Source organism: Mucilaginibacter boryungensis (genome assembly GCF_015221995.1).
In the GTDB taxonomy this organism is placed as follows: Bacteria; Bacteroidota; Bacteroidia; order Sphingobacteriales; family Sphingobacteriaceae; genus Mucilaginibacter; species Mucilaginibacter boryungensis.
This window is the reverse complement of sequence record NZ_JADFFM010000001.1, coordinates 2856682-2880352: the sequence shown is the minus strand read 5'-3', so window position 1 is coordinate 2880352 and position 23671 is coordinate 2856682. Positions and strand designations below refer to the sequence as shown.

At 42.6% G+C, this 23671-nt stretch carries 21 protein-coding genes; 5 read left to right on the top strand and 16 right to left on the bottom strand.

The window, feature by feature from the left end:
• Positions 1-89: 89 nt before the first annotated feature.
• Entirely contained in the window at positions 90-1271 is a 1182-nt protein-coding gene (locus IRJ18_RS12150; RefSeq protein WP_194106467.1) for an acyl-CoA dehydrogenase family protein, read from the bottom strand.
• Positions 1272-1352: 81 nt separating this feature from the next.
• Between IRJ18_RS12150 and folB the strand changes: the two genes are divergently transcribed.
• On the top strand, positions 1353-1709 hold the full coding sequence (gene folB / locus IRJ18_RS12145) for a dihydroneopterin aldolase (protein WP_194106466.1): 357 nt from the start codon (positions 1353-1355) through the stop codon (positions 1707-1709).
• A 4-nt stretch (positions 1710-1713) separates the two neighbouring features.
• Positions 1714-3111: an FAD-binding oxidoreductase gene (locus IRJ18_RS12140; protein ID WP_194106465.1), complete on the top strand. Its 1398-nt coding sequence runs from the start codon at positions 1714-1716 to the stop codon at positions 3109-3111.
• Positions 3112-3180: 69 nt separating this feature from the next.
• Here IRJ18_RS12140 and IRJ18_RS12135 read toward each other — a convergent pair whose 3' ends face one another.
• Positions 3181-3627, bottom strand: coding sequence for an acyl-CoA thioesterase (locus IRJ18_RS12135; protein WP_194106464.1), 447 nt, complete (start codon positions 3625-3627; stop codon positions 3181-3183).
• Positions 3628-3762: 135 nt separating this feature from the next.
• Between IRJ18_RS12135 and IRJ18_RS12130 the strand changes: the two genes are divergently transcribed.
• Positions 3763-4200, top strand: coding sequence for an Hsp20/alpha crystallin family protein (locus IRJ18_RS12130; RefSeq protein WP_194106463.1), 438 nt, complete (start codon positions 3763-3765; stop codon positions 4198-4200).
• Between the two features lie 194 nt (positions 4201-4394).
• Here the strand turns inward: IRJ18_RS12130 and IRJ18_RS12125 are convergent, their stop codons facing one another.
• The 8 genes from IRJ18_RS12125 to IRJ18_RS12090 all read right to left on the bottom strand — a co-directional run bounded on the left by IRJ18_RS12125 (position 4395) and on the right by IRJ18_RS12090 (position 13494).
• Positions 4395-5207, bottom strand: coding sequence for an enoyl-ACP reductase FabI (locus tag IRJ18_RS12125; protein ID WP_194106462.1), 813 nt, complete (start codon positions 5205-5207; stop codon positions 4395-4397).
• 331 nt (positions 5208-5538) lie between these two features.
• Positions 5539-6297 (bottom strand): TonB family protein, encoded by a 759-nt coding sequence (locus IRJ18_RS12120; protein ID WP_194106461.1) that lies wholly within the window; start codon positions 6295-6297, stop codon positions 5539-5541.
• Between the two features lie 102 nt (positions 6298-6399).
• Positions 6400-8091, bottom strand: a complete 1692-nt coding sequence (gene recN / locus IRJ18_RS12115; RefSeq protein ID WP_194106460.1) for a DNA repair protein RecN — start codon at positions 8089-8091, stop codon at positions 6400-6402.
• Positions 8092-8223: 132 nt separating this feature from the next.
• On the bottom strand, positions 8224-10425 hold the full coding sequence (locus tag IRJ18_RS12110) for a M56 family metallopeptidase (protein ID WP_194106459.1): 2202 nt from the start codon (positions 10423-10425) through the stop codon (positions 8224-8226).
• Between the two features lie 5 nt (positions 10426-10430).
• Entirely contained in the window at positions 10431-10808 is a 378-nt protein-coding gene (locus IRJ18_RS12105) for a BlaI/MecI/CopY family transcriptional regulator (RefSeq protein ID WP_194106458.1), read from the bottom strand.
• 100 nt (positions 10809-10908) lie between these two features.
• Positions 10909-11805: a type IX secretion system protein PorD gene (porD, locus tag IRJ18_RS12100; RefSeq protein ID WP_194106457.1), complete on the bottom strand. Its 897-nt coding sequence runs from the start codon at positions 11803-11805 to the stop codon at positions 10909-10911.
• Positions 11802-13001, bottom strand: coding sequence for a bifunctional phosphopantothenoylcysteine decarboxylase/phosphopantothenate--cysteine ligase CoaBC (gene coaBC / locus IRJ18_RS12095; RefSeq protein ID WP_194106456.1), 1200 nt, complete (start codon positions 12999-13001; stop codon positions 11802-11804). The genes porD and coaBC overlap by 4 nt, the downstream gene beginning before the upstream one ends.
• A gap of 49 nt (positions 13002-13050) precedes the next feature.
• Complete coding sequence (locus IRJ18_RS12090) at positions 13051-13494, bottom strand: DUF1801 domain-containing protein (RefSeq protein WP_194106455.1); 444 nt, start codon at positions 13492-13494, stop codon at positions 13051-13053.
• Between the two features lie 121 nt (positions 13495-13615).
• On the opposite strand from IRJ18_RS12090, the gene argS reads away from it, so the two are divergent.
• Positions 13616-15382 carry an arginine--tRNA ligase gene (argS, locus tag IRJ18_RS12085; protein WP_194106454.1) on the top strand — a complete coding sequence of 589 codons (1767 nt, stop codon included), beginning with the start codon at positions 13616-13618 and terminating at the stop codon, positions 15380-15382.
• Between the two features lie 513 nt (positions 15383-15895).
• Here argS and IRJ18_RS12080 read toward each other — a convergent pair.
• From IRJ18_RS12080 to IRJ18_RS12055, 6 genes are all read right to left on the bottom strand, one after another.
• Positions 15896-18550 (bottom strand): TonB-dependent receptor, encoded by a 2655-nt coding sequence (locus IRJ18_RS12080; protein ID WP_194106453.1) that lies wholly within the window; start codon positions 18548-18550, stop codon positions 15896-15898.
• The gene (locus IRJ18_RS12075; protein WP_194106452.1) at positions 18547-19509 is read right to left on the bottom strand and encodes a GLPGLI family protein; all 963 of its coding nucleotides are present in this window, start codon (positions 19507-19509) and stop codon (positions 18547-18549) included. The genes IRJ18_RS12080 and IRJ18_RS12075 overlap by 4 nt, the downstream gene beginning before the upstream one ends.
• A 168-nt stretch (positions 19510-19677) precedes the next feature.
• Entirely contained in the window at positions 19678-20286 is a 609-nt protein-coding gene (locus IRJ18_RS12070; protein ID WP_194106451.1) for an RDD family protein, read from the bottom strand.
• 94 nt (positions 20287-20380) lie between these two features.
• Entirely contained in the window at positions 20381-21352 is a 972-nt protein-coding gene (locus IRJ18_RS12065; RefSeq protein WP_194106450.1) for a LiaI-LiaF-like domain-containing protein, read from the bottom strand.
• 12 nt (positions 21353-21364) lie between these two features.
• Positions 21365-21901: a PspC domain-containing protein gene (locus tag IRJ18_RS12060; RefSeq protein WP_194106449.1), complete on the bottom strand. Its 537-nt coding sequence runs from the start codon at positions 21899-21901 to the stop codon at positions 21365-21367.
• 34 nt (positions 21902-21935) lie between these two features.
• Entirely contained in the window at positions 21936-22640 is a 705-nt protein-coding gene (locus IRJ18_RS12055) for an SDR family oxidoreductase (RefSeq protein ID WP_194106448.1), read from the bottom strand.
• Positions 22641-22698: 58 nt separating this feature from the next.
• On the opposite strand from IRJ18_RS12055, the gene IRJ18_RS12050 reads away from it, so the two are divergent.
• Complete coding sequence (locus IRJ18_RS12050; RefSeq protein ID WP_194106447.1) at positions 22699-23346, top strand: hypothetical protein; 648 nt, start codon at positions 22699-22701, stop codon at positions 23344-23346.
• Positions 23347-23671: the final 325 nt, after the last annotated feature.

Sequence of the window (23671 nt, the reverse complement as noted above, 5' to 3'; positions counted from 1 at the left end):
CCTGACATACAATACTTAATAGAAAAAAATATTATTTAGTATTACATGTGTTTCTCTATGCGCAGCAAAATGTTAACCCAATCGAAATATCACTTAAAGGCATCCAGGCCGGTAACATCATGTCCGGTAATTAATAAATGAATGTCATGCGTCCCTTCATAAGTTACCACCGATTCTAAATTCATCATATGCCGCATAATCGAATACTCACCGGTAATGCCCATGCCTCCCAGCATCTGCCGGGCTTCGCGTGCAATATTTATGGCTGTTTCAACACTGTTGCGCTTAGCCATAGATATTTGTGCCGCCGTAGCCCTGTTTTCGCTTTTTAAAGTGCCCAGGCGCCATACCAATAATTGGCCTTTAGTGATCTCGGTAATCATTTCAGCTAATTTTTTTTGCTGTAACTGGAAGCCGCCTATTGGTTTGCCAAATTGTACCCGCTCTTTAGCGTAACGCAAGGCGGTGTCATAGCAATCCATAGCAGCCCCTAATGCTCCCCAGGCAATGCCGTAGCGGGCCTGATTCAAACAACCTAATGGCCCTTTCAACCCCGACGCACCCGGCAGTAGGTTTTCTTTAGGTACTTTAACATGGTCAAAAACCAACTCGCCGGTAGCCGACGCCCGCAGCGACCATTTATTATGGGTTTCAGGCGTGCTGAAGCCTTCCATACCCCGCTCAACAATGATGCCTTTTATCTTACCGGTTTCATCTTTCGCCCATACCACTGCAATGTCCGCAAAAGGGGCATTCGATATCCACATTTTGGCACCATTTAGTATGTAATGATCGCCCGCATCCTTAATATTGGTAACCATACCACCCGGGTTTGAACCATGATCGGGCTCAGTAAGGCCAAAACAGCCCATTATTTCACCGCTTGCCAGCTTGGGCAGGTACTTCTTTTTCTGTTCTTCTGAACCGTAGGCATAAATGGGATACATCACCAGCGAGCCTTGTACGGAGGCTGTAGACCGGATGCCCGAGTCGCCGCGTTCAATTTCCTGCATAATGATACCATAAGCAGTGTAATCCAGTCCTGCGCCGCCATATTCAGTAGGGATAGTTGGCCCGAATGCGCCTACTTCGGCAAGGCCCTTGATCAATTGCTTTGGGAATTCCGCGCGCTGGGCGTAGTCTTCAATTATCGGCGATACCTCTTTCTTCACCCAATCGCGTACGGTTTGGCGGATAAGTTTATGCTCATCGGATAATAATTCATCCATCAAATAATAATCGGGAGATTCAAAAAGGTCTGTTCTGGCCATAAATGGTTGGTTATAATGGCAAATCTAATGAAAGGTAGCATTAGATTATAGTTTGTTTACTGATAAATTTACCTTTGAACAATGATAAAAGTTAGTTTACATGGCGCCGAGTTTTTTGCCCTGCATGGTTTTTACCCGGAAGAACAATTGTTGGGTAATAAATTTATATTAGATATTGACGTAGAATTCCATACAGGCGCTGACCTTACCGGCGACCATATTGCCGATACCGTTAACTATGAACAACTTTATATTATTGCTGCCGAAGAAATGCGCCATACCCGCAAACTGCTGGAAGCTGTAGCACAATCCATAGCTGATCGGATAAGGGTAGATCATCCTTATGTAGACAGGATAAAGGTTGAATTGAAAAAGTTAAATCCGCCATTGCCGGGCCGGGTTGCCTATTCATCGGTAACGGTTACAAACGATAAATAACATTATGCCATACCAGCAAATTACATTAGAGATATTAGCGGCTTTTAAAGCAATTGTGGGTGATGCAAATGTAATTGCCAATCATGATGATTTGGAGCGGTATAGCCATGATGAAACGGAAGACCTGCGTTACTATCCCGAAGTTGTTACTAAGCCCAATATGCCGCAGCAAGTTGCCGAGTTATTAAAACTATGTAATATAAACTCAATCCCTGTTACCCCTCGTGGAGCGGGTACGGGCTTAAGCGGTGGGGCATTACCCATAATGGGCGGGCTGGTGATCAGTATGGAGCGGTTTAATCAAATCATCAACATCGATGAAGCCAACCTGCAGGCTACTGTGGAACCCGGTGTGGTTACTGAAACTTTTATGAATGCAGTGGCCGAAAAGGGTTTGTTGTACCCGGTCGACCCAGCCAGTAAAGGCAGCTGTTTTATTGGCGGTAATGTATCGCATGGATCTGGCGGGCCGAGGGTGGTAAAGTATGGTACCATCCGTGAATATGTTTTGAATCTGGAAGTGGTATTACCAAACGGCGAAATAATCTGGACCGGGGCAAACACGCTAAAATATGCCTCGGGTTATAATCTTACCCAATTGTTTATAGGTTCGGAGGGGACATTGGGTATCGTTACCAAAATCGTAACCAAGCTTATCCCTGCGCCCACAATCGATGCCTTGCTGATGGCTTCATTTGCGACTAACGAGACTGCCTGCGCTGCAGTTTCGGCTATATTCAGGGCGGGGATTATCCCATCCGCGTTGGAATTTATGGAACGCAGGGGAGTGGAATGGGTAATTGAACATGATGGTATCAACTTTACTTTACAAAATGGTATTGAAGCCTTTTTATTGATTGAGGTCGACGGCACCAACCAGGATGTGATCTTCGATGCCTGCGAAAAGATTAATGCTGTGTTAGAAGCCTACAATTGTAAAGACGTACTTTTTGCCGATACTGCCGCACAAAAAGATGAACTATGGAAACTGAGGCGGATTATGGGCGTATCGGTAAAATCAAACTCGGTTTATAAGGAAGAAGATACCGTTGTGCCGCGCGCTGCTTTACCGCAACTGATTAAAGGTATAAAAGAAATTGGCCTGAAATATGGTTTTGAATCGGTTTGCTATGGGCATGCCGGCGATGGCAACCTGCATGTGAATATTATAAAAGGTGAAATGAGCGATGCAGACTGGCACCATAAACTAAAAGATGGCATTCGCGAGATATTTGAATTGACCATCAAATTAGGTGGCACTTTAAGCGGCGAACACGGTATTGGCCTGGTACAAAAAGAATTTATGCCGCTGAAATATTCTGAACTGCACCTTAACCTGATGCGGGGTATAAAAGCTGTCTTCGATCCTAACGGGATAATGAACCCGGGGAAGATATTTTAAGTCAAGAGTCTAAAGTTAGAAGTTAAAAGCTATTAAAGCGACTTAAGGTTTCGGACTTTGACTTAAGAATTAATTCGTGTTAGTTATAAGCCCCGGTTCATCGTAGTCAATCATACGCTGGCGTTCTTCTTTGGGGATGCTTACAGGTTTTTTAGCGCCGTAATCATAACTTACACACAAGCTTTTGCCAGTGGTGCAAATTTCCTCGCCATTGGGTGTTATTTTTACCAGGATATACGTTACATCAAAACTACTGTTGCCAATCCGCGATGTACGCACGTAGCATTTAACCTGGTCTTCCAATACCAGTGGTTTCAGGTAATTGATCTCGGATTTCCCTAAAATAACCCCGGCTTTCATCATGTCCCATTTAATAATTTCCTTCCAATAGTTAGACCGGGCAATTTCAAAGTAGGTTAAATAGATGGTATTACTCACATTTCCGAACGCGTCAATATCCGAGAAGCGGATGGGAATGGGGGTGCTATATTTATAATCAGCTAAATTTTCAGGCATTTTATGTCTTTTTGTCGGTAGATATTTTATTTAACAGACAAAATGTCTGCAAATTTTATCAAAAAGCCGGTTGGTATTGGCTTTGATAAATCATTTACGAAAATAATAAAAAACAAACCTTAGGAGGATATAAAAATGACTTTAGTAAAATTTAACAACGGACACAAACAGGCAGTTAACCCTTGGTTCAGTGATGTATTTAATGGAATAGCTAACGATTCGTTTATTAACGATAGGCTATTGACCAAAGTGCCTGCCGTAAACATAGCTGAAACTGAGAACGAATTCCACATTGAACTGGCTGCTCCAGGTTTAAAGAAAGAAGATTTCAAGATCAGCTTGGATAAAGATGTGTTGAGCGTATCGGTAGAAAAAAAGACCGAAGCAACTGACGAAACTAAAAAATACAGCAAACGCGAATATAGCTATAAATCATTCGTAAGGTCATTCACCTTGCCTGATAGCGTAGACTATGCAAAAATTGATGCAGAATATACCGATGGTATATTGAAACTAAATATTGCTAAAAAAGAAGAAGCAAAAGTTCAGTCACGCGAAATTGCTGTTAAATAAGTTAAAAGAGCGTTTTCATAAGAGAGAGTAGTGGTAGATTAGTGATGGAAAGGCCGGTATGCGCAAGCATCCGGCCTTTTTTATTTGTAAAAAAATGTCATTTCGAACGAGGAACGAGGAGAAATCTTATACGTGGCGCTTATCAAACGTATAAGATTTCTCCCGCTGATCGAAATGACATAATTTTTTAAATTTTATTTCTCCATCTGCTCAATCACCGCAGCTGTTACGCCTGTGAAAGAGAAGCCGCCGTCGTGAAACAGGTTTTGCATGGTTACCATTTTGGTCAGGTCGCTAAATAACGACACGCAGTAATCGGCGCATTGGTCAGCATCTGCATTGCCCAGCGGACTCATTTTTTCGGCATAGTTAATAAAGCCATCAAAACCCTTAACCCCCGAACCAGCAGTGGTACGGGTTGGCGATTGCGATACCGTGTTCACACGCACATGTTTTTTAACACCATATTGGTAGCCAAAGTTACGGGCTATGCTTTCCAGATAAGCTTTGTTATCAGCCATGTCGTTATAGTCAGGGAATACACGCTGTGCGGCAATATAGCTTAAGGCCACTACAGATCCCCATTCGTTAATGGCGTCCATTTTCATAGCAGTAGCCAATACGCGGTGCAGGCTTAAAGCTGATATATCTAAACCCTTGTGGGTAAAATCGTAGTTGTTTTCGGTATAGTGGATGCTTTTACGCACGTTAATACTCATGCCGATAGAGTGCAGGATAAAATCTACCCCGCCGTTAAAATGCTCCTGGGTTTTGGTAAATAGGTTTGTGAGATCATCGTTGCTGGTTACGTCGGCGCCAATAACTGGGGCGTTACATTCTTCAGCCAGTTTGTTAAGCTCGCCCATACGTAAAGCGATTGGGGCGTTCGATAATACAATCTCGGCACCTTCCTGCACAGCGCGCTGTGCTACTTTCCAGGCAATCGACTGCTCGTTAAGCGCACCAAAGATGATCCCTTTTTTACCTTTTAATAAATTATAAGCCATAGCTAATTTTTGTTTGTTTGATAAAGCGGTGTAAAGTTATAATTAATTGTCTGAACCACGATTAAATAGATTTAAAGATAAACAGGATTTTGAAATGAAGCCTGTAATAGTGAAAATCTGTTTAATCGTGGTTCAGATATTTAGGCGTTGCCTGCGGCCCGCGCTATCCGCTCATACTGCACAAGCCTTAGCCACAGGGCCGGTATCCGCTACTATCGCTAACGCGCGGAAAACTTTGTCATTGCGGGGAGCAGGGGAGTCGTGTGCGGCAGGTGACGTGGCATCCCGTGGCTGGATCAGTAATTTGCGCAATTACACAATTTTGCATTAATTAAACTTTATCAATAAGTGAGAATTGGACAGTTACAATTTCTGAACTGATTAATGCGTGACCATTTGATATGCTTGGCTTCCATTTAGGGCTATTTTTAAGTATGTTAATTACAGCTTCATCGCATCCATAGCCAATACCGCGTAGTACTTTGATGTCGATAAGCGACCCATCTTTTGATATTGAAAATGCTATTTGAACCGTACCTTCAATAGCATTACTCACTGCTAGTTCTGGGTATTTTAATCTGGTTTTGATATATTTTATAAAGTTGTCCATTCCCCCGGGAAACGTAGCTTGCGCTTCATAATATGCTCCGCAGTCAAGACAATCGTCCGTGGGTATTTCATATTTCACAGCAATCTTTTTCCTCGTAAGTTGTCTTGTTGCGTTTATTACTATTGGACTTTTTTCTGTAATGTTTAGTGGTTTAAGTATTGGCATTACAATTTCCATATATCTGCTGCCGTTATTGGCAATCAATAGCGTGGTAGCCTCGCTAATAGCTATCGTATCGTTATGTCTGGCACCAATCAATTCAAATCTTCCTAAAGCATCTGTAGTTGTGAAAAGTAATCCTTTACCGTTCAAATCTAAGTTTTTAGATGACACATAAGCCTTTGGAATAGGTTTTCCAGCAGCATCTAATACAATCCCACGTAAATGAATGGTATCCTGGTAAATAGTTCGGTATTTAGTTTGACTAAATGTCACCACAGGAATAAGAAAAGCTATCAGGCAAACGGACAATGATTTCATAAACAACAACTGGTTTCCCAAATATCATAAATGAAATCTTAAATAACAACTAAATATTTAGTTTATATTGTGGATTAACTAATCACTAATAGCCAATACTAACTAAACTCCCAGCAACTCCTTCGCATTCTGCACAGCGCTATCCCCTGGTTTATCACCGCTTAACATTTTTGCTATTTCAGTAATTCGCTCGGCGTCGTTTAGCTGGCGGATGCGGGTGCGGGTAATGTCGGTTTCGTCGTCTTTATATACAAAGTAGTGGCTTTGGCCTTTGCTGGCTATCTGCGGTAAGTGGGTAATAGTAATCACCTGCAGGTTTTGCGCCAGTTGTTCCATAATCTGGCCTACCTTATGCGCAACCTCGCCGGATACTCCAGTGTCAATCTCATCAAAGATAATGGTGGGTAGCGCAGTATAGCGGGCTATCAGCGATTTAATACTCAGCATCAGTCTTGACAGCTCTCCACCCGAGGCAACCTTGCTCATTTCTGCTAAAGCGTGACCTTTATTGGCGGTGAACAGAAAGCGGACCTGATCTATGCCGTTATCCCCTAAAACTACATCCCCCAAACCCCCTGAAGGGGAGTTATGTCCTCGGGTTTGGCTAAGCTCAATTTTTAATGCTGAATTACCCATGCCCATTTCACTCAGTGTTTGCAAAACCTGTTGCTCAATTGCCGGTATAGCTTTACTGCGATTTGCAGATAATTGGGTTGCCATATCGTGCAATTCCTGTTGTTCGGCGGCTATTTGTTTTTGCAGTTTTTCAATGGCTTCGTCACCAAAAATGGCTTGGTTTATCTTGTCTGAAAGGTCTCCCTGTATGGCCAGCAATTCGGCATTGGTGCTTACACGGTGCTTTTTTTGCAGGTTGTAGATGACGCTCAATCGCGTGTTCACTTCATCGGCACGGACGGGATTAGTGTGCGTTTGCTGTTCCAGGCTTTCAATTTCGGCGGCAATGTCTTTCAATTCAATAATGCTGCTGCTCAGGCGCTGGTATAGTTCGCCAATAGCTGGGTTAAATTTTTCGGTTGCGGATAGTTGCTGACCCGCCTCGCGCAATTGCATCAGCGCGGCCGTTTCACTATCCTGCATCAGGTAGTAAGCGCCGGTGAGGTTGCGTTTAATATCATCGGCATTGTTAAGTGTATATAATTCCTGCTCCAGTTGTTCCTGCTCGTCTTCGGCTAACGCGGCTTTCTCCAACTCGTCAAATTGAAACTGGTAATAATCCAGGTCGGCTTTGGCTTTATCGCTTTCTTCGGTTAATTGCTTTAACTGAGTGATCAGTTTTTTATACGCTCTAAATTTGGTTTGATAGGAACTAAGCAGATCATCGTGCCGTGCGGCGGCATCAACTACCAGTAATTGAAACAGCGGATTGTTAATTTCAAGTGTAGCATGCTGCGAGTGTATCTCTATCAGTTTTTCACCCAATGCTTTCAATGTATTCAGGTTAACCGGGGTATCATTCACAAACGCGCGCGATTTGCCATCGGCACTAATTTCTCGGCGCAATACTGTTTCAGTTTCATAATCCAGGTCGTTCTCTTCAAAAAACGATCTCAAATGAAAGCCCTCGATAGTGAACGTGCCTTCTATTACACATTTTTTTTGCTGGTTAAAGAAGTAGCGGCTCTCGGCCCGCTGACCTAATATTAGCGACAATGCACCCAGGATAATGGATTTACCAGCCCCGGTTTCGCCGGTAAGTATATTCAGGCCTGCATCAAAGCTTATTTGCAGGTTATCAATTAAAGCGTAATTAGTAATGTTTAGCTGTTTCAGCATAAAAACTTCAGTTGTTTTGCAGGATACTAAATTACAAAATCTATCAGGTATAGATTTATGAAGTTTTTAACAATGCCAAAAAGCCGGCCACAATAATGCAGCCGGTTTAACTTAACTGATCGGTATGTTTATTTATAGTGATTTGGTATATGCGCTGATTACCTTCTGTGGTTTAACCGCAGCCATTTCCTGCTTTTCAGGTGCTTCTTTGCGTTCTTTAATTTCGCTGGTGTCAGGTTTACGTGCTTTTTCGGGTGCTTCTTTACGCTCTTGTACTTCTTTTCTTTCCCGCATTTCTTTTCTTTCTCTTATTTCTTTGCGTTCTGGTGCTTCGCGGCGTTCTTTTACATCGCGTTCCTCTCTCCGCGCTTCAGCAATTTCTTTTCTAACAGATTCTTTAATTGACTCCTTACGTTCGCGTGCTGTTTGTACACTTTCAATTTCAGCCATCTTTTTTTTACGGTATTCGGGTGTGGTGCGGTACTGACGCATCTCCCGCTCAATCTTTCTTAACTCTTCTTTTTCGTGTTGTATTTCGGGGCGGTTTTGGTAATCGCGCATGGCTTTACCCAGGTTGCGCATAGCCTCCTGTTGATCCTTCATCATAGGGCCTTTAAATGCCTTGCCCATGCTGTCCCCATACGCTTTCAGCTCTTCCTGTTGCTTTTTAAATTCGGGGTTATTGTAGTAATCGCGCATTTGGGCGCTCATTTTTTTAGCCCATTCTGTTTGTTCTTTTATAGCCGGACTGTTAGCATAATCTTTGAATTCGGCCCCCAGCTTTTTAAAATTTGCTTCGTGTTTTTTATATTCAGCGCTGCCGGGTTTGGCTTTGTCCATCAACTCAGCTTCTTCTTCGTATCGTTTTTGCAGTTTGGTAAATGCCGGGTTGCTATAATAAGCCTCAATTTTTTTTCCATAAGCTTCGGCGTCCATTTGTAACTTCTTCATTTCAGGCGAGTTTGCCATTTTTTCAAACTCCATGCTTTTTTTCTGCATGTCTTCCTGTAGCTGCTTCATCTTAGGGCTATTGTAGTAAGTTTCCATTTCAGCCCCCTTTTTCTCCATTTCTTCCTGCAGTTTTTTAAACTCGGGGCCATTATAATATTGCTCTATGGCCTGGGCATGCTTTTCGGCTTCAGCTTGTAGCTTTTCCAGCTTAGCATCGCTCGCGTCATCAAAATCTGCCTTACGCAGTCTTTTTTTCATAGCCGGTTTAGCTTTGGCGGCAGCCTTTGCCGGTTTTGCTTTTTTAATAGTATCGTCAGGTAAATTATTGATTATTGGTAAAGCAATTTTCTTTACAGATACTTTACCATTTTCAACTTTGGGGTTTAGCCAGGCAATGCTGCTCAGGCTAAACATTAACAGCACCAGCGCTAACAATGCCGGACGGATATTTATGGTTGTTTTTTTAGTTTTCATGATACGTTCAATACGGTTTAAAAGGTGATACTTTTGTTTGCCGGTGGCAGCCAGCGCCAGGTGCCAGTCCTGCTGTTTGTTTTGCTCTAATTTTAATAGGGCCTGCGCATATATCAGCGGACTTCCGGTAGTGCGCACTACCATATCATCACAACTGTTTTCTCTTTCGGTATTTATAGTTTTAATAATTAACCTGCTAAAAGGGTTAAAGAACAGCAATATGCCAATAGCTTGCTGTATCAGGTTAAGTAGGTAATCATTCCGGCGTATGTGGGCCAGTTCGTGAAGTAGTATAGCTGCTATTTCTTCAGCGGTTAAGTAAGTGCTGATGCTGAAGGGGAGTAAGATTAACGGTTTAATAAACCCGGTAATGCAGGGCACATCTATATATTCGCTAAAAGCAACTTTAACAAATTTTCGGATGCCCATCTTTTCAGATAAATTATTTACCTGATGTTGAAAACCAGCCTCGGTAATGTTTTGTCTGATGCGGTAAATACTATTCCATGCCAATGCCATTTTAAGAGTGTTGAACACCAGGCCTGCCAGGTATAGCATAGTTACATACGGTAAATATCCGGCAATGATAAAGTAATACCGGTCGATGGGTGCAACAGTTATCTGGTCTTTATCTATCGGTAAAACTTCGGTAACCGGGATAGCCGGTATACGATAAGGTATGGCGCTAAAGCTTGCATAATTGCTTATTTCAATATACAGCGTGTAAGCAAAGCAGCCCAGCATCAGGCTTAATGCGCCAAAGGCTATTTTATATTTAAAAGATGCCGGCTTATCTATAAAAAACTGTTGAACTAAACTTAGTATCATATAAATAATAAGCCCTTGCCACAACGAGTGGATAATGGTAATGCCTAACACCTGGCTGATATGATAAAACAGATTTTCCATAACTGTTATTTTTTATCGTGATCAAATTGTTCCAGATATTTCTTAATAGCGTCTATCTCATCATTGCTGGCGCGATGGTTGCCCAGCGCTTGTATCACTAAATCGGCGGTCGAGCCTTCAAATACGGTAGAAATGATCTTGTCCAGCGCGTTTTGCTGCGCCTGTTCCTGTGTAACTACTGCTTTATAAATATGGGTTTTAGAGGTAGCATCGCGTTCAACAAGGCCTTTATCGTTCATAATTTGCATTAGTTTTAGGGTAGTGGTGTAGCCGGCATCTTTATTTTTTGCCAGTTCTTCGTGTACTTCCCTAACGGTGCAGGCGCCTTGTTTCCAAAGCACGTTCAATATCTCTAATTCGCTATCTGTCGCTTTAATATTCATATTTCTGTAGTTCTACGAAGTTTGTCGTACAAATATCTACGATTGTTTTCGTATATCAAAATAAATTTGAAAATATTTTTAATTAATAGACGCGAAAGAGTTAGTTACGTTGCAATACCTGGTATTTATTTCCGTTGGATGGATCGGCCTGGGTGAGTACGTTCAGTGCCTGGTTCTTTTCCTGCAGGTCGGCTTTGCTGAATATGCCTACCAATTCATCAGCCTTAGCTGTAAAGAAGATCAGCGGCAGCATTGCACCTATACGCTGGCGGTCTACTTGTGTAAGTACCGGTAAGATGCCCGAGATCACCCGGCGCCCTTTATCGGCGTTTTCCGACATCAGGTCTAACCCGTTGCGGTGATAATCATACATGAAGCCGCGCAGGTTGTTGTAAACCTTGTTATTCAAGTTCTCGGCCAGCCAATAGCGGTTAAGATTGCTATCAAATGCTTTCCAGCCCTTATAAGAGGTTGATTGCGCATTGTTGACAATATTTTGCGCGGCAGCAAAATAAGGGGTACCCCCAAATTTGGAAAAGGTATCGTAATCCATACCAACAATAACATAGGCGTAAAATGCCATTACCGAAGTCAGGTTGCTTTGGAAATTCTGATCGTTAAAATCCAGACTTTGGCCTTCGGTATAGGTGAAATCAAAATCCTTATCGTTTACATTAAGCAGGGTAGTGGTATAGGATGAATTAAAGATGGGCCTTTGCGATTGCACCTGCAATTCGGTACTGAAATTATTGCTGCCATCCCACGATGTAATATTAAAAGTAAATGTACAGTCTATGCGCTCCTGGGGCATTATCTGGTCGGCAGACCATTTGTGGCCGTTCAAAAAATCCTTCATCGCAGTTTCCAGCGACTGGAACACGCGCTTATTGGTAGTTTGTATTTTAGGCGATAATACCTGCACCCGCGCATTCAGATCCTGCGCATTAATACCTGTACTGAAACATATTAAGATGATATATACTGCCAGTTTTTTCATGCGTTAATCAGTTCAGCTACTTTATTACAAATATCAATAGCTACCTCGTCCTTGCCTTTCAGGTCGTAAGTGGTTTTGTGTAACTCTTTATCAATGATAGTGATTTTATTGGTGTCCGTTTTAAAACCGGCGCCTTTATCGTTTAACGAATTAAGGACAATAAAATCAAGGTTTTTGCTTTTTAGTTTACCAACAGCGTTTTGTTCCTCGTCGTTAGTTTCCAACGCAAATCCTACCAAAATCTGATCACTGCGTTTTATACCACCAAGGGTTTTTAAAATATCGGTAGTTTTTTTCAGGCCGATATTAAGACCGGCATCCTGTTTTTTTATTTTTTGCGATGCCACAGTTACCGGAGTATAATCGGCCACAGCCGCGCTCATTACACACGCTTTCGCATCAGGAAAATACTGCTGGCAGGCTTCCAGCATTTCGGCAGCTGAAGTAACATCTACCCGGTTAACCGACTGGTGGCTGCGTTGTGATGAGGGCCCGGATATCAATACAACATCGGCACCCATTTTAGCAAACTGATCGGCAATGGCAAAACCCATTTTACCCGACGAATGGTTACCGATGAAACGCACGGGGTCGATAGCTTCGTAAGTAGGGCCGGCGGTAACCAATATTTTTTGCTTATTCAGCGGGAGTTTTTTTTTTAGCTCGCCCAAAATAAAGTCTACCATTTCTTCAGGCTCGGCCATACGGCCTTCGCCGTGCAATCCGCTGGCTAATTCACCATTACCGGGTGGTATCAATATATTGCCGTATTGTGTTAAACGGATCACATTTTCCTGCGTAGCCGGGTGTTTCCACATGTCCAGATCCATTGCCGGTGCAAAATACACCGGGCATTTAGCCGAGAGATAAACGGCGGTTAGCAGGTTATCGCAAAGGCCATTGGCCATTTTGGCAAGGGTATTGGCACTGGCTGGGGCAATCAGCATCAAATCAGCCCACAGTCCAAGTTCAACATGGTTATTCCACTCGCCGGTTTCAGTTTTATAATAATCAACCAACACTGGTTTTTTTGATAGGGTAGAAAGGGTTAGCGGGGTAATAAACCCCGTGGCATCAGGTGTCATCACCACTTGTACTTCGGCACCGGCCTTTACCAGCAGCCTCACCAGTAAAGCCGATTTATAGGCCGCAATGCTGCCGCAAACACCCAATACTATCTTTTTACCCTGTAGCATACAGCAAAAATATGTTTTTTATTGTTGAATTAGCGGCACCTCAACGCATTTAGGTATTGTGAGGGTTAATACTTGTAGCCTCAATCCCATAGCGGATAGCAGCCTCAAGTATATTAATGTCGATATCTTTTAGCTTATTGAACTTAACGCAGTATCCGCTCACACTTGCTTTACCCAGTTCTTTTCCATACGTTTTAGCTAAGTAGGTCTTATCCCTAATACCAAGGATATAGATAGAGATCCCCGTTATATTAGCGCTCATGCCAATTTGAAAAATCTCCCGGGTTCTTCCATTGGGATATTTCATTGTGAAAAAGCCATATCCTATTGTAGGGTTACTAACCGTTTTATTTTCGCTGTTTTTACCGTCATCAAACCATATTTTACCTGCTGGTAATATTTGAAGCATAAGCGTATGCAGCGTTTGCATGTCATCACGTTTCAGCTCAGGCTGGCTGGTAATATATGCTGTGATTTGTTCTTGTACATTCATAAGGATAGTGTTGGCTTAATTCACGTAAGTAATTTACTATTCATTATTCAATTTTAACCTGTGGCACCATCGGATTTTAAGTATTTATGGCTAATCGCCCGTTTTTGATTAATTTTGCCCGATGGACTTTATTATTGACGCTACCCTTAAAGCAGTTAAACATTTATACCAGGCCGACCTAAGCCCCGCCGACATTAGTTTGCAGCAGACCCGCAAAGAGTTTGAAGGTCAGATAACTGTTGTAACCTTCCCGTTCACTAAAGTATCGCGCAAATCGCCGGAGCAAACCGGTACTGAAATTGGCGAATACCTGCAAAACGAACTGGCAGAGGTATCGGACTTTAACGTGATTAAAGGTTTCCTTAACCTGTCCATCAGCGATGCCTATTGGTTAAGCCAGTTTTATAACCACGTGCTACCCGCCGACCATACCGTAGCTGAACCCAACGGCAAAAAGGTGATGGTGGAGTATTCATCGCCAAATACTAATAAGCCTTTGCATTTGGGCCACGTGCGTAATAACCTGCTGGGGTATTCGGTAGCGCAAATTTTGGCTGCTGCCGGATACGAAGTGGTGAAAGCCAATTTGGTGAACGACAGGGGTATCCACATTTGCAAATCCATGCTGGCCTGGCAACTGTTCGGTAATGGCGAAACACCGGAATCGGCCGGTTTAAAAGGCGACCACCTGGTGGGTAAATACTATGTGATTTTTGATAAGGAATACAAAAAACAAATAGACGAACTGAAAGCGGCCGGGCAAACCGAGGACGAGGCGAAGAAAAACGCGCCACTGATCATCCAGGCCCAGCAAATGCTGCAAAAATGGGAGGCCGGCGATAAAGAGGTGATTGACCTTTGGACTACCATGAACAGTTGGGTATATGCCGGTTTTGATAAAACCTACAAGGCCCTGGGCGTTGATTTTGATAAATTTTACTACGAAAGCAATACCTACCTGTTAGGTAAAGATATTATTGACGAAGGTTTAGCAAGCGGCGTTTTCTTTCAAAAAGAAGACGGCTCTGTTTGGATAGATCTGACCGAAGACGGCCTTGACCAGAAACTTGTACGGCGGGCTGATGGTACATCAGTATACATTACGCAGGATTTAGGTACCGCCCAGTTAAAGTATAATGATTTCCATATGGATCAATCGCTGTACGTGGTGGGTAACGAACAGGATTATCATTTTAAAGTGCTGTTCCTTATTTTAGATAAGCTGGGTAAGAGCTGGGCTAAGGGCTTATATCATCTATCGTATGGTATGGTCGACCTGCCTTCGGGCAAAATGAAATCCCGCGAGGGTACGGTGGTTGACGCTGATGACCTGATCAAGGAAATGGCTATGGCTGCTGAAGAAGAAGCCTTAAAGGCCAATAAGCTGCAAGATTTTACTTCCGAGGAAAAAACTGAACTATTTCATATGATTGGAATGGGAGCGTTAAAATACTTTCTGCTAAAAGTGGAACCCAAAAAACGACTACTTTTTGACCCAAATGAATCAGTTGAATTACAGGGACATACCGGACCATATATTCAGTACACTCATGCGCGTATTCGTTCTGTATTAAGTAGGGCAGCCATGCAAATCGAAGATATGGTAATGTTAAAAGAAATTTCGGGTATCGAGAGGGATGTTATTATCTTGCTAAATCAATATCCTGAGATAGTTAAGATAGCAGCGGATGGCTATAATCCGGCAATTATTGCTAATTACATATACGATTTAGCGAAAACTTTTAACAAGTTTTACCAAGAGAAATCTATCCTGCAAGCTGAAGATGATACGCTGAAACGTTTCCGCCTGCAACTGGCAACTGCATCAGCCAATGTGATTAAAGTTGGCATGCGGTTGTTAGGGATTGACGTTCCTGAAAGGATGTAAGCCGTTCCATAGCGTCTTTCGGTGTGTAATATTGTACTATTTTATCACCTCGCTTAGTCCGTTTTTTATAACTACGCAGCCGGGAAATCACATCGCATTAAAAAGGAGCAGATTTGTGGGCAGGTCGGCGCGGTTTTTATAATTGTGTGGATGTTGCAGGTTGCTAAAAAATGGCTATTTACCTGTGAATTGCCTTGTTTTAGGGTACATTAACACTTGGTTACTTTCAAAGAACTTTACCTTAATATACCGAATTTCAGCCGGGGAAACAAGTTGATTTTTAAGCAATTTTAGCGTTTATTAAAGGTCGCATCGAATAAAAATTAATAAGAATTAATAATTATTACGCGTTTTTACATTATGTGCTTTTGTACAGATCCTACAATAAGGGCGGGGCATGGGTACTAAAAAAATGTCATTGCGAGGAGCGTAGCGACGCGGCAATCCCGTAGTACGCAAATCAAACTATGAGATTGCTGCGCTCGCAATGACATAAATTCGTGGTCGGGGCTTCTACAAATTAAACATCAGTTTGGCCAATACAATACGCCCCGGAATGGTGTATGTACTGGAGGTGTAAACATTGGCAGATAAATAAACTGCCGTATATGTTTTGGTATCGAACAGATTTTGGGCGCTCAGTTCCAGGTCAAGCTTGGTTTTTTTGAACTTGTATCTTACCGATGCATCGGCAAAAATGTATTTCAAATCGTTTGCCGATTCCTGGTGAGTAAAGTAATGGTCGCCGGAAACGGTTAAGAACAAATTGGTTAGCGGCGCGTAGTTTACCGAACCGGTTTGTATCAACCGCTCAAACTTGCTGCTGGTGGCTACTGCCGATGATTTACTTACGGTTTGGCTATATGCCGCCCGGTAGCTGAAATTCACCGCTTTGCTGGCCTTGGTATCTGCACCCAGGCTGGCCGATTTTGAAATGGTGTTATATGGCAGCGTCTGGCCGTTCTGTATCTGGTTCAGCTTGGTGGTTGAATAGCTTAACCCCGCGCTGAACGTAGTGCGCAGCGGGAACGAATACTTACTGGTGTTGCCGCTAAAGTTCCAGCTATCAATATTATTATCAAAAGGCAATACAATGCGCTGGGTGATATTATTGCTCAGCAAGCTTGAACTGATGGTATTGGCATAAATATGCGAGTAAGATGCATTCAGCCCGAAAAAGAACAGCGTAATGGCCTTATGATAATTAAAGCCTATGCCCGCGTTCTGGCTTTGGCGTTCGGTCAAATCGGCGTTGTTGGCCCCCAGACTGCGATAATTGCTCAGGATATAGCCACGATATACATCCTGTATATTCCCGATAGAGTTACGGAAGCTATAGTTAGCGGTAAAGTAATTTTCGATACCGCTCTGGAATTTTACCGATGCCCGCGGGTTAAAGTATAAACGGCTCAGTCCTTTGTCAAGTTTATAAAAGCCATCATCGTAATGCGTATCCTGGAAGTTCAGGGGCAGGGTTACGTTCACTTTCCAGACCGCGCCCGGGTAATCGTACGATGCCTCGCCATATAAGCGGTTGCGACGCCAGTTCAAATTGTTCCTCGCGGTATCCGAGAACAGGTTGGTGCTGCCGTTTAACTGGGTAACTGTCAAATCGGACGATAATGTTTGCTTAATGGCTGAAAAGCCCGCCCTGTAACTTTGGGTAATGCTGCCGCTTGGCACCCGGTACGATACATAGTTGTTGGTAGACCAGTTGGGGATATTTGTGTTCTGCGTCAGTGATGAATAATTAGTACCACCGTTAAATGTTCCGGGGTTTAAATTAGGGTCTATCACCAGGTTCTCGGGCTCGGTAGTGTGGTTTAAATTGCTGTACACCTCTAAAATGTTATTATTCTTTAATGTACGCATCATGTTAAATTCGTTACTGATATCCAGCAGGTTATCCTTTAAACGCTGGTTTACTGGTGCACCATTACTAATAAGCGACGAATAGCCTGTGTTGTGGTTATAATCGGTCACAAAGCTATTGTTCAGGTAATATTTAGGCTGATTTACGTTGATCAGGAACTGGCCATGCAGCACATCAGGACGGCGTTGATTATACTGATTTTCGGTATAATTAATGTTAGTGCCGCCAATTTTTATCTGGCTTGTTTTGTCGTACTCCTGGCGTTGGCCATCGTGAAAATAGGAGAGGTTGGCCCGCAGCTGTGTATTGTTTTTCAGGTTCACCAGGTTGTTCAGGTTAACTAAGCCCGACCTGTTAAACAAGTAACGGTTACGCGGCAGGTCAGGGTCGCCGGCGGTACCTAACGATAATACGGTGTTAGGCTTATCCGGGTCCTGCGAAAAGTTGTGCGATAACAGATCGTTGCTTACGTCGGTACCCACATTATTCCCTTTAATGTAGTTAATGGCTTTGTATTTATCCTTAAACATCATGCCATTCAACTCGCCGTAGTAATTGCCGGGCAAGCCTGCGCCTGCCGTTTCCTGGCCCACCAGTTGCAGCTTCGCGTCTTTTTTTATGGTAAGGTTAAGGGCCACATCATCGCTAACGACCTTATCCTTCAGCATTTTTATGGGTTGATGGTTTTCCATTACCTGCACCTCGTCCACCACGCCATGCGGGATACTGCTGGTAGCTACATTGTATTTATCATCCAATAAATTGTCGCCGCCTATGTACAGGTTAGATATAGACTTACCGTTATAGCTTATTTTGCCATCCTTGGCTACATCAATACCCGGCAGTTTTTTAATCACATCGCCAATTACCCTGTCCTGCGCGCTGGCAAAGTCCGATACCTTATAGCTCAGGGTATCTCCGCCAAGCCGCAGTTGCGGGCGGTTATTTTTAATAGTAACCGTTTGCAATTGATGCACTGCGCCCGACATTTTGAAATTATAGGGTGTATTAAACCCCACGACCGGGCGCACCTCTTTTTTATAGCCAATACTGCTTATTTCTAACTGTAGTTTGCTTTTATCCGCATCGGCAGGCACTTGTAGTGTAAACACGCCCTTATCACCGCTGGTAGTATAGGCTACAATTAAATTACCGCTTTTAAGGTTAACGCTGGCAAAGGGGACAGGCTTGTTTAAACTATCTATAACGGTACCTTTTATGGTTTGGGCATGGCATAGCACAACCATTAGCATCCAAAAAATGAATGCTCCCACCCATTTATGTAGGGCCCTCATTTCTTTTCAGGTAATTCTAATGGGTTGTTGATCACCTGTGCGGCACCGCCGGGAACGCCGTTCACCACCATACGTACCGGGCCCATGCCACCGCCGCCGCCTGCAGGCATAGCACCCGGAGGCATCATGCCCATTTTGCCGCCCATGGCCGCCATAAATGCTTGCGGGTCTTTACGCATAGCATCCTGTAATTTCACAAATTCTTTTTCGGATGTTTTAACCGCATCGGTAGGCAGGGTTATTAGGTTAGGGTCTAAGTTGGGGTCGTCGCCGCCAAACCTAATGGTGGTGCCCATTCCCGGCGGCGGGGTTTCTGCCACAACAGGCTTCTCCGATTTAACCACTTCGTCCATGCCTTCAAACTTAAACACCACCTCTTTATTGGTATCGTAAGCTTCTACAATTAATCCCGGTAAGCCGTTCAGCTTCCATGGGCCGGTGTGGAAAGGCAGGTCGGGGCAAAACCAGGCAGTATAATCGCGGCCTTTAAAATGACCGGTAGCTTTCTGGCAGTGCAGGGTGCCAAAGCTGGCGGTATCTGCGCTTATTTTCCAGTTAATTACCGGCATTGGTTCTTCTATAATATATGGGGTAATCAGGCGTTCCTTGCGTACCAGTTTCTTTTCGGCCTGAAACTGGTAGTATTCGGTATTGGTAGTAGGGGTGCGGCTTTGAACTTTAAAGTTCATGTTGCCGCTGCCGCGCTGTTCTGCCATTTGCTGTTCCAGTTGTTTACGCATCATGGCTTCCTGCAATTTACGGTCGTAGCTTTTATAAGCGCTCGCCGTAGGGCCTACAAATAGCACCATGTTTTCGGTATAAGGTTTATCCTTAGCCGTGGTATCGCGCAGGTGCGTAAATTTATATTTAACAACGGCTTGTGCCATTTCGGGCTTTTGAGCTTTCGCTGCAAAGGCAGCAAGCAAAGCGAACGACAAAGTGAGTAATCTTTTTTTCATGACTTTATTAGGTTTTATACGTTCAATAATTAGGAGTAATAAATTATGTAGATCAAAGATATAACCATTTAGTCAATCTACGAATTTTTCGTAGACATTTAACACTTTTTAACAAAGAAGTTACTTTGGCATATACAGAGGAAGGCGGACGTGGTCGGGCGGGGTGATTTACACCAGCCTATCCTTCATCACCAGCGTATCCGTTACCATATCGTGCAGGCATTGCTGTTTTTTATTGAAGAAGCTCATCAGGTAACCGATGCCAAGTGTAGCTACCGAAAATATTTTAGCCAGGTTGCGCCCAATAGAACGGGATAGTGGGATGCGTTCGCCTTGTATATCGCACACTTTTATTTTAAGCAGTTGCTTGCCATAGGTGGCCTGTTTGATCGAGGCTTCCATAATGATATGATAGATGATTTTGGTAAGGGGGATTAAAATAAGCAGGCTCATGCCGATAACTATCCTTACCATACGGTTGTTAGTAGCCATAACGCCAATAAAAGCAACTACTACATAGCCAAACGCGATCAGGAACCAATCGATAACCGAGGCCAGCAGGCGCTGATCGAACGCAGCGAAGTATTGTGGGGCTATTGTTTGTTTACGGAAGCCGAATGCTTCGCGTAACTCGGGCATTTCGTGCACTTCCTTATAATCGTCCATCCCCTCGGTGCGCACAAAATCATTCGACCGGATGCCGCGCTTTTTCAGTTCATCCACGCTGAAAGGGCCTTCAGGCTTGCCGTTGATAACCAGGGTGTATAGTTTATCCATTTGGTGCAATGCTTTTAAAACTAAAAAGACTTACGAAGTTATCAAAACTCCGCAAGTCTTTTCAAATTCTGACTAATGACTAATGACTAATGACTTAGTACCTCGTCACTTTAAAGTCGGATATCCCGCCGTCAAGGTCAATATTTATTTTCTTTTTGGCAGCGCTGAAGCCCGGGGTTTCATAATGGCCGTCGTTGGTTTTGGTAAAACCAATGAAGCTGTTAGAAGACAAGCCCGAATCGCTGTTTATCCGGCAGGCCGCATCCTTAGGCACGCTAATACGTACTTCGGCTGCGCCGGTAGAGATATTTACATCGGTGTTATCCAGCGGCTGACCAAGTTTAACATCAAATGAAGCTGCGCCACCGCTTATTTTAAAGTTACGGATCTTAAATTTAGTCAGGTCGAAGTTTAATTTTGTAGCGCCTGTTGAAATATCCATATCCCAGATAGGGGCTGCGTTCAGTTTAAATACCACGTCGTTTCGCTTGTTTTTATCCCAATGAAAGCGAGTATTTTTCTTCATATTGAAATCCAGCGTATAAACCGAATCGATTGAACTGTGCGAAAACTCGTATTGCCCGCCATATTCAGTAGTATTAGCCTGGAACAACTGGCTTGTGGTATCGCTTAAACTGTAAACTGTACCGCCGCCATTAATGTTTAGTTTGGCAATGCGCGCATCGGCATGGAAAGGTTCGTTAAAGGTGCTGTTGCCTTCCATTTTAACTATTCCCCTGCTATTGCTGTCATCATCGTCGTCGTCGTCCCTGTCGTTGTTATCACTGTGATAGTAATAACGGTTAGGCCAAAAGTTATACCTGTCGTTAAAGTTGCCAAACAGCAATATGCAAAGGCCTAATATCACCACGCCTATTTTTAGTATGCTGGCCCATACCGTACGGTTATGCGCAAATATCAGGTTAATACCTGCTATTAATAAAAATATAGGCCAAAGGTGCAGAATGTTTATCCAATGAATATGGATAACACCGAAGCTGCGCAGCAGGAATATAACACCAAGTGTGATCAATATCGCACCCGGCACAATTTTATCGTGTCTCATGATGGTTCGTTTTTATATGGTTGTAATGTCGTCGTTGGTTGAATTATCTTTCTTTGGCTCATCTTTTAGGGGCTCCTGGGGTTTGCTCCAGTCGTGGTTGTCCCAGGGTTGTTTTTTATTGCCCGAAAATATGACAATAATACCTATGGCTATTAATATAACCGGCCAAAAGTGATGCAAATCCCAATCGGGGATGATATCAAAATCATCCAAAATAAAGAACATGCCTATAATTAATAGTATCGTGCCGGCAATAATAGTACCGGTTGATTTTTGTTTAGGCTGGTTAAAAACCGGCGGAATGTTGTACTGATTGGTACCGGCCGGCGGGACGGTATAATCAACAAAAGGGGTTTGTATGTGTAGCGGCTTTTTAGGTAAGGCTATCCAAAGGATGATATAAATAGGCAACCCGCCGCCGTGCAAAAACAAGGTAAGTAAAAATACCAGGCGCACTATGGCTATATCAATACTAAAATACTCTGCTAAACCGGCGCATACACCACCTATGGTTTTATGTATGTCGTCCCGGTATAATTTTTTGTCCATGATTCGTTTTTTTTGAGTGTGTGTGTGACTTAATTTATAACTGGCCGAACACAGGTTTTATGATGATCTCTTCAACGTTGGCGCCCGGGCTTAGCCGGTAAGCATTTATAATGGACGATGCAATATCATCGGGCATTATAAGCTTGTCGCTATCCACCTCAACCCCATCCCACGATGATGTGAGCGTAGACCCCGGGATAACCGCGGTAACCTTAACACCATATTGCTGTAGTTCAAGCCTCATTACCTTATTAAGACCCAGCAACGCAAACTTTGTTACACTATATGTACCGGCGGCTACAACCGGGTTTACCGAGGCCGACGAACAGATAGTAAAAATATGCCCCTGTTGTGCAGCAATTAGCTTTTTGCCAAAATAACGGTAAAACTCGTAAGCCGGCATCAGGTTGGTGCTGATCAGTTTATCAAAAGTATTATCCTCATCGTCAAGGATACTGGTAGGCACATAGATTCCCGCATTATTTACAATTACGCTGATGGCGCCCAGCTCCTGTTCGGCCTGGGCGGCAAAGGCCAGCACATCGCTTTTCACACTCACATTGGCAACTTTAACCGATACTTTTATATCAGGGTTTATTTGCAGTAATTCCTGTTTGAAGCCCTCCAGTTCATCGGCATTGCGGGCGCATATGGCCAGGTTTAAACCTTCTTTTGCAAAAGCAATGGCTATGGCCCTGCCCATGCCGCGGGTGGCGCCGGTAATAATGGCGTTTTTCATATGTTCTGATATTCGGGGTAAATAATTTATATTTAATGATAGTTAACACCTTCAAACAATGTTAGAAAAACTAAATAACTTCCTTATAATATTATTTATAAAATCAAAAGAACTTGAAAAAAAGTCCTCAAAAGAGATAATATGGGAACCTCCAAAGGAATATTGTGATGAAATTACTTTAGAAGAAGCAAAATTTGTTTATGATCAAGCAATAATAAGATTTGATAATACTATAGAAATCAGCAAAATCATAGTAGATAGATCTAATATCCTTTTATCTGTAGTAATAGGTATTATTATTGGACTTGTGACTTATTCTATAGACAGGGGAGATAAGAATAATTATGATAATATTTTTTTTACAACCACCATATCGACATTATATTATTTCTATATGGCAGTTAACAACTTAATTGTAAATATCAAGCCATTCGAATACACAATGCCTGGTACTGCTCCAAACCAATACATTTCAGATCATTTTTACAAGAAAGAATATAACAACAGTGATAAAAGGTTAATGGGTTTTTATTTAACAGAATTAAAATCGCTTCAATACAAATCCCATTACAATAATAAACTTAACAAAAAAAGGTGGCTGATATATGAAGAATCATTAAAGCTACTATTATGTTCACCTATAATAGTAGCTTTAATTTTTATTACAATCGAAATAATATCAATTTTAATTAAGGAATTATTTTGACAGAATACTAATTTGAATCAGAATCAGAATTCCAATCGCGTGTTGAAATGTCAATATCGGGTAAGCTTAAATTAACAGTATCCCATACGTTAGGAAAATTAGTATCAGGCGTTTGATTGTCTTGAGACTCATTGTCCTTACTATTATTATCCTTTGGGTCGAAGTTTACATTATTCATAATAACTGGTTTACTAAACTAAATTATATAAATATTATTAAAATATCAAATCTTTACCAATTTTTTTAGTATATAATGTAATTGTATGCCTTTACAAAATTAAAACTTTATCATTATTAATTGTTTTAAGGATAACTTAATTTGCCT

What these genes read in the sequence shown, in the direction of transcription:
- IRJ18_RS12150 (WP_194106467.1), bottom strand. Translation starts at nt 1,271, where the DNA reads ATGGCCAGAACAGACCTTTTTGAATCTCCCGATTATTATTTGATGGAT.
- folB (WP_194106466.1), top strand. Translation starts at nt 1,353, where the DNA reads ATGATAAAAGTTAGTTTACATGGCGCCGAGTTTTTTGCCCTGCATGGT.
- IRJ18_RS12140 (WP_194106465.1), top strand. Translation starts at nt 1,714, where the DNA reads ATGCCATACCAGCAAATTACATTAGAGATATTAGCGGCTTTTAAAGCA.
- IRJ18_RS12135 (WP_194106464.1), bottom strand. Translation starts at nt 3,627, where the DNA reads ATGCCTGAAAATTTAGCTGATTATAAATATAGCACCCCCATTCCCATC.
- IRJ18_RS12130 (WP_194106463.1), top strand. Translation starts at nt 3,763, where the DNA reads ATGACTTTAGTAAAATTTAACAACGGACACAAACAGGCAGTTAACCCT.
- IRJ18_RS12125 (WP_194106462.1), bottom strand. Translation starts at nt 5,207, where the DNA reads ATGGCTTATAATTTATTAAAAGGTAAAAAAGGGATCATCTTTGGTGCG.
- IRJ18_RS12120 (WP_194106461.1), bottom strand. Translation starts at nt 6,297, where the DNA reads ATGAAATCATTGTCCGTTTGCCTGATAGCTTTTCTTATTCCTGTGGTG.
- recN (WP_194106460.1), bottom strand. Translation starts at nt 8,091, where the DNA reads ATGCTGAAACAGCTAAACATTACTAATTACGCTTTAATTGATAACCTG.
- IRJ18_RS12110 (WP_194106459.1), bottom strand. Translation starts at nt 10,425, where the DNA reads ATGGAAAATCTGTTTTATCATATCAGCCAGGTGTTAGGCATTACCATT.
- IRJ18_RS12105 (WP_194106458.1), bottom strand. Translation starts at nt 10,808, where the DNA reads ATGAATATTAAAGCGACAGATAGCGAATTAGAGATATTGAACGTGCTT.
- porD (WP_194106457.1), bottom strand. Translation starts at nt 11,805, where the DNA reads ATGAAAAAACTGGCAGTATATATCATCTTAATATGTTTCAGTACAGGT.
- coaBC (WP_194106456.1), bottom strand. Translation starts at nt 13,001, where the DNA reads ATGCTACAGGGTAAAAAGATAGTATTGGGTGTTTGCGGCAGCATTGCG.
- IRJ18_RS12090 (WP_194106455.1), bottom strand. Translation starts at nt 13,494, where the DNA reads ATGAATGTACAAGAACAAATCACAGCATATATTACCAGCCAGCCTGAG.
- argS (WP_194106454.1), top strand. Translation starts at nt 13,616, where the DNA reads ATGGACTTTATTATTGACGCTACCCTTAAAGCAGTTAAACATTTATAC.
- IRJ18_RS12080 (WP_194106453.1), bottom strand. Translation starts at nt 18,550, where the DNA reads ATGAGGGCCCTACATAAATGGGTGGGAGCATTCATTTTTTGGATGCTA.
- IRJ18_RS12075 (WP_194106452.1), bottom strand. Translation starts at nt 19,509, where the DNA reads ATGAAAAAAAGATTACTCACTTTGTCGTTCGCTTTGCTTGCTGCCTTT.
- IRJ18_RS12070 (WP_194106451.1), bottom strand. Translation starts at nt 20,286, where the DNA reads ATGGATAAACTATACACCCTGGTTATCAACGGCAAGCCTGAAGGCCCT.
- IRJ18_RS12065 (WP_194106450.1), bottom strand. Translation starts at nt 21,352, where the DNA reads ATGAGACACGATAAAATTGTGCCGGGTGCGATATTGATCACACTTGGT.
- IRJ18_RS12060 (WP_194106449.1), bottom strand. Translation starts at nt 21,901, where the DNA reads ATGGACAAAAAATTATACCGGGACGACATACATAAAACCATAGGTGGT.
- IRJ18_RS12055 (WP_194106448.1), bottom strand. Translation starts at nt 22,640, where the DNA reads ATGAAAAACGCCATTATTACCGGCGCCACCCGCGGCATGGGCAGGGCC.
- IRJ18_RS12050 (WP_194106447.1), top strand. Translation starts at nt 22,699, where the DNA reads ATGTTAGAAAAACTAAATAACTTCCTTATAATATTATTTATAAAATCA.